The 5,518-nt window shown below is 37.0% G+C and carries 6 protein-coding genes; 4 read left to right on the forward strand and 2 right to left on the reverse strand.

Translation table 11 applies throughout. The features are described 5' to 3' along the window. The first annotated feature begins 249 nt into the window (after positions 1–249). The 4 genes from KGF65_RS16260 to KGF65_RS17355 all read left to right on the forward strand — a co-directional run bounded on the left by KGF65_RS16260 (position 250) and on the right by KGF65_RS17355 (position 3,834). Positions 250–1,641, forward strand: coding sequence for an MFS transporter (locus KGF65_RS16260; RefSeq protein ID WP_041142890.1), 1,392 nt, complete (start codon positions 250–252; stop codon positions 1,639–1,641). Beyond that, positions 1,641–2,303 (forward strand): HD domain-containing protein, encoded by a 663-nt coding sequence (locus tag KGF65_RS16265; protein ID WP_014940864.1) that lies wholly within the window; start codon positions 1,641–1,643, stop codon positions 2,301–2,303. The genes KGF65_RS16260 and KGF65_RS16265 overlap by 1 nt, the downstream gene beginning before the upstream one ends. Further along, entirely contained in the window at positions 2,293–3,447 is a 1,155-nt protein-coding gene (locus tag KGF65_RS16270; RefSeq protein ID WP_053339310.1) for an S-adenosyl-L-homocysteine hydrolase, read from the forward strand. Before KGF65_RS16265 ends, KGF65_RS16270 begins: the two co-directional genes overlap by 11 nt. A 324-nt stretch (positions 3,448–3,771) precedes the next feature. Next, positions 3,772–3,834, forward strand: coding sequence for a putative holin-like toxin (locus tag KGF65_RS17355; RefSeq protein ID WP_301554471.1), 63 nt, complete (start codon positions 3,772–3,774; stop codon positions 3,832–3,834). A 156-nt stretch (positions 3,835–3,990) separates the two neighbouring features. Here the strand turns inward: KGF65_RS17355 and KGF65_RS16275 are convergent, their stop codons facing one another. Next, complete coding sequence (locus tag KGF65_RS16275) at positions 3,991–5,106, reverse strand: ArdC-like ssDNA-binding domain-containing protein (protein WP_216749002.1); 1,116 nt, start codon at positions 5,104–5,106, stop codon at positions 3,991–3,993. A 2-nt stretch (positions 5,107–5,108) separates the two neighbouring features. Further along, positions 5,109–5,324 carry a hypothetical protein gene (locus tag KGF65_RS16280; RefSeq protein WP_014940860.1) on the reverse strand — a complete coding sequence of 72 codons (216 nt, stop codon included), beginning with the start codon at positions 5,322–5,324 and terminating at the stop codon, positions 5,109–5,111. Positions 5,325–5,518: the final 194 nt, after the last annotated feature.

Here is a 5,518-nt window from a genome sequence, read left to right on the forward strand (position 1 = left end):
TCTATTATTAAACTTTGCCACCGTCTTAAACGGCTCTACATGGGAAGCCCTGTTCTAGCGGGGCTTCCTTTTTCTGTTTACATTATAGCATGGCTATAACGGACTTGCGACTATTTTAAGTGTAGTTTCTCAAAGGCTAGAGAAACTATTGTTCGTTCTTGAAAATATGTAGGAGCAACGGCCTAAGAACCATATATAGTGGTATAATATGTAATAAAAACTATATGTAGTGTTTGGAAGGTGCAATTCTTGGTTCAAGAGAAACACAACAAACTATTGAGCGCAATAATTTCGATTGGTCTTTTAAGCTTTTTAGGAATAGTGGTTGAAACAGCGTTAAACATAACCTTCCCACAATTAACAACGTATTTTTCTATACCTATCAGTCAAGTTCAATGGTTGACTACTGGTTATATGCTAGTCTCAACTAGTTTGATTCCATTGGGTTCATTCTTTTTAAGACGGTTTCGTGTGGTAACTTTATTTAGAGTTTCGTGCTTAAGCTTTTTAGTCGGTACGTTGATTGCAAGCTTTTCCAACAGCTTTAATTTAGTTTTGCTAGGCCGCTTATGTCAAGGCATTGCTGATGGAATCGCGTTACCGTTGATGTTTGCTGTCATACTAGATCAAGTGCCAAAGAAAAAAGTTGGCACTTTTATGGGGCTAGGTAGCTTAGTTATTGCCTTTGCACCAGCAGTGGGTCCCATATATGGTGGCATAATTCAGGACACATTCAATTGGCATTTTTTATTTATAATTTTAATACCAATTATTATGGTTACCTGGCTGCTTGGTGAGCTTAGCATTGAACAAAGTTCACCGGTTCATTACGTTCCCTTTGATGTCCGTGGGGGCATTTTCTTGGCCATTTTTTTGACAACGACGTTGATGTTTATTGTTAACTTGACTGCTAACAGTAGCTCTTTTAAATTGTATTTATTTTTACTAGGAACAGCTTTTTTTAGTGGCTTACTTTTCCTTCTTAATGAGAAGCATAAGAGCCATAAATTGTTGGAATTAAGTCTCTTTAAAAACAAACGCTTTTTGCAGTTGTTAAGTGCTTTTTTTCTATTGCAATTCAGTTCTTTGAGTATGTCATACTTAATCCCTAATGTGCTACAAATACTTTTTGCCCAGTCACCTGGTTTGGTAGGTTTTCTAATTGCTCCTGCCGCTGTGATTGATGCAGTGCTATCGGTGGTTGCTGGTATTATTTACGATAAAACTGCACCCCGCTTACCCATTATAAGTGGCTGTATAATCATTGGACTGACCTTTTTGGGCGCCAACCTATTTACACCAAGTATTGGCGGGCTGGTTTTAATATATATGCTTTTTATGGTGGGATTGAGCTTTAGCTACAGTAACATCATGACCTATAGTTTGTCTCAATTACCTGCTGGGTTAGTAAATGATGGTAATTCGATTTATATGACGGTTCAAGCTTATTCAGGAGCAGTTGGAATTGCAATATCGTCCTCTATTGTTTCTTTATTGCAGAAACAACAAGGGAGTGTAATTTCAGGGACAAAATGGGGGTTAGCAATCAATTTCTTGATTTTGTTTTTTGTTGCCGTATTCACAATTTCTCTATGCTTGATAGCTTTACGAAATAAAGTAATTAAAGGAGATAAAGAGTAATGAGTTTAGATGATATAAAATCATTTTCTAAAGAAAATATGGCCTTTGATCCAACTGGGCATGATTTTCTTCATGCCCAAAGAGTGGCTAAGTTAGCTCAGAAAATATATACAGAAGATTTTAAAAAAGATGAAACTGATATTGGTCTGTATGTTGTGAAAGCAGCTAGCTATTTGCATGACACCATAGACGAAAAAGTCACTGCAGATAAAAAGAATAGACTGAGAGAAGTACGAATTATACTTAGCCATGAGAATATTGCAACTCCGGCTAGAGAAGACATTTTAGATATTATCCAACATATGTCATATTCTGACAACATTGAACACCATTACCAGCTTTCTAACGAAGGTAAATGTGTTCAGGACGCTGATAGACTTGATGCACTAGGTGCAATCGGCATAGCACGTGCATTTGCTTACGGCGGGCACGCTGGACAGGAAATATACGATCCCAAAATATCAGTGAAGGAAATCAAAACACACGATGATTATCGCCATCACAAAAGTACAACCATCAATCACTTTTATGAAAAGCTACTGAAATTAGCAAGTTCAATGAATACCAGAACGGGAAAGCAAGAAGCCAGTCGTCGAACAAAGTATATGCGTGATTTCTTATCTGAATTCCAAATGGAAACAGGTGTAAAAGATGAGACATAATGAGTATCTATTAGATAAATCGTATTTCGAAAAAGTCGCTGCGCTTTTTAATAAAGGGCAGTCTGATCCCCAAAAAATCCTTGTCGTAGAGCACGCCGTGATTAACAGTTTGGATTTTATAGACTATTTATGTGAACACTACGAAGTGTACTTTATACCCAAGCCCAAAAGTATTGATCGTAAAGTCCTTAAACATTTATCAAAGACTTGTACAATATTAGATGTTTCTAGGAAAGAATTAGCAGGCGTTGATACACCTAACTTGATAAAGGAAATTGTCGGACAGGACACGTTTGCAATTATTGATATTGGTGGGTATTTTGTACCAAGATTAAGTGACATTCAGAAACAGTTTAAAGGTCAATTGGTTAAAATAATCGAGGATACGGAAAATGGCTACCAAAAGTATGAAGATAAGCTGTCCAATAATTCAATATCAGTCCCAATACTATCAGTGGCAAGAAGTTCTTTAAAAATTGAGGAAGATTTTTTGGTTGGACATGAGATTGTAGTCAAATCCGAAATCTTTTTAGCAGATTATGGAACGACGCTTTTAGGCAAGAAAGTACTAGTTATTGGCTATGGTAAAGTTGGCTCCAGTATAGCGGGTAATTTAAGAAAACGTGGTGCAATAGTCATAGTTGCTGATAAAAGGGCAATACGATTAGCTAACGCATTAGCCCATGGGTACCAAATAACTAATGATATATATACTGAGCTAATTGACGTTGATATTGTGTATATAGCTAATGGAGAGAAGTCTATTGATACTCTTCAACTAAAAAAATTGGATTTGAAACATACTTTATATAGCTTTTCTGTAACTTCAGCGGACGATACTTTTAAAAATAGTCAAATGATCAACAAATTACCCCACTATGGACACAATGGTGGGTATAAAATTTTAAAAACTAAAAGCAATAGGACTGTTATTCTAGCAAATTCAGGGAACGCAATTAATTTCACATACTCTATATCAACATTAGCTTCCTACGTCCAATTAACACAGGCTGAAATGGCAGTTATACTACAAAAAGACATTTCAGGTGAAGAAAATCAGGGAATTGTTGAATTAAATGAAAACGACAGAGAAAAAATTGCTAAAGAATGGTTGGCAGAGATATTTGAAGTTGTTAAAAGTTGAATTAAATAAAAAAGCTTAAAGAATTATACAAATAAGCTCTGGTTGCTACCGACAAAGAGATTTTAAGCTGTTTTTAGTTGCTGCTAAACTTTGATCGTAGTATTAAACAAAAATACCTTATTAAGCGCAACTTTCACTGAAACAGTTGATAACAATATTAAGATGAAATTTGGTTTCCTCGTCAAAGTTTCTGTATAATAGATTAAGCAGGAAGTTTTAAGGGCGGTGGCTGTCTTTTCCCTTGCGAGGTGAGGCCCATGGGAACATGGAATAATCTTCAGGAAGGTTTCACAGTCAATGAGCGTCTTCCAGACACTCTCGTTGATGTTGCTGCTTGCAATGTTTATTTTAGCGTTGCTAACATACATCGACAAAAGGAACAAATAAAAAAGCCGCCCTGCGTAACTTTGGCTAGGTTACAGGGTGACTCAACTATCATTTTTTAACTAATGCCACCGCCTTTGAAGCGGCTTGCGTGGGAAGTCCTGTTTTCGGCGGGGCTTCCTTTTCTGTTTCCATTATAGCATGTCCTTTAAAAGCTGGCTAACGTTTCAGACTTTGATCGTATTCAGGATCAGGTTGTTTGATTTCCGGATTTTCTTCAGCAAATGCTTTCAGTTGTTTTTGAGTTCGATCACTAATTTCTTGGTGCACATCGTTTAACTGATTTTTTAATTGCGCTTTTTGTTGTGGACTAGTTGCTTGCTGAACTTGTTGTTGCAAGCCTTGATAGGACTTATTAAGATCCTGGGCTGATAGCTTTTTTAGATCATGCGCAGGCTCTTTTGGGGCTTCTTGTAAGCCTAATTGTTTGGTTAAGCCATCGCTAAGTTCAATCACTTTGTTGCTCACTTGCTGGATCTCACTTAAAGCGCTATGGATTACGGCTTTATCTTTGGCCCAGGTGGCCACGTAACCGAGTGAGTAGTTGCTGGTATCAACGCCAATATTTTGCATGGCAACATATGCGACCGCTTCGGCTTGCGTTTCTTGATAGGCTCGCGGGCGATCTTTAAAGGCTGATTTTAGGCCGTGTAGCTGGCTATGCGCATATTCGTGATATAACGTCTTTAGTTTCAAAGCATTGTCGGGCTCATCGCCACCAATGACGATTTCATTAGTGCGGGGTTGAAAATAGCCTTTAGCGCCACCAAGTTCTGACAATCTCTTTTCACTGACTTTAATATCAGTATTGTTATTCAAATAATTTTTGAGTTCGTTGTATAGATTAGTAACGTTTTTATGATCCGCTAAATTTTCTTTGACAAAATCTTTAGCACTTAGGACTGGTTCGCCGCTTGTCTGTGATATGTCAAATACTGGAATATAGCGATAACCAACTATGGCTTTTTCTTTGGTCGTATCAAGCCTTTTCTGATCCTCTGGAGTTAGTTTTTTAATCATAGGGGCCGCAATCCTGATCCCTTTTTCTCCCTTATTAACTGATCTGTTAAAATCATTTTTCCATTGTTTAAAACCTGCTATTTGAGTAGCTTCTGGGTTTTGAGAGTAGATTAAATCAATATTTCTAGCGCTATAACGATGAAATTTTGCCACAGTATTAAGATAGTTCTTGAACTTGTCACTATCAGTTAAGTTCAAAATTTGTTGTTCTGCATTATCTACAAGTTGTTTCTTCCATTCTTCTTTAGTTGGCATATTTAAACCTCCTCGGCGTCTACAAACTCTACAGAATTATCAATTTGGGGTAACTTGATAGATTGTGTGCCATAAAGTGCTAAATATTCAGCATTCTTTTTTTGCCACGCAACTTGAATATATTTGCCATTACCCGCAATTTCTGATAGGTACTTATAACTGCTTTTATCCGTCAAAATAGGTAATTCGCTTGCTAATGCTTCCAGTTCATTTTTCATGATATATCCTCCTTCTTTTACAATTACACTCGTTGGTTAGGTTCACTTTTTGGTTTTTGAAAAGTAAACCTAAATGACGAGTTCACCAACCGAAACAACGTGCAGGGCGGTAGGCAGGTTCTAATCAAAATCAAAACTTAATTTATGGCCGTCAAGCTTTAACTTGGCGTCAAACGACTTTCCTTTTTTACTCT

It is taken from the genome of Lactiplantibacillus sp. 30.2.29, from assembly GCF_018991255.1.
GTDB classification, from domain to species: Bacteria; Bacillota; Bacilli; order Lactobacillales; family Lactobacillaceae; genus Lactiplantibacillus; species Lactiplantibacillus pentosus.

What these genes read in the sequence shown, in the direction of transcription:
- KGF65_RS16265 (WP_014940864.1), top strand. Translation starts at nt 1,641, where the DNA reads ATGAGTTTAGATGATATAAAATCATTTTCTAAAGAAAATATGGCCTTT.
- KGF65_RS16270 (WP_053339310.1), top strand. Translation starts at nt 2,293, where the DNA reads ATGAGACATAATGAGTATCTATTAGATAAATCGTATTTCGAAAAAGTC.
- KGF65_RS16275 (WP_216749002.1), bottom strand. Translation starts at nt 5,106, where the DNA reads ATGCCAACTAAAGAAGAATGGAAGAAACAACTTGTAGATAATGCAGAA.
- KGF65_RS16280 (WP_014940860.1), bottom strand. Translation starts at nt 5,324, where the DNA reads ATGAAAAATGAACTGGAAGCATTAGCAAGCGAATTACCTATTTTGACG.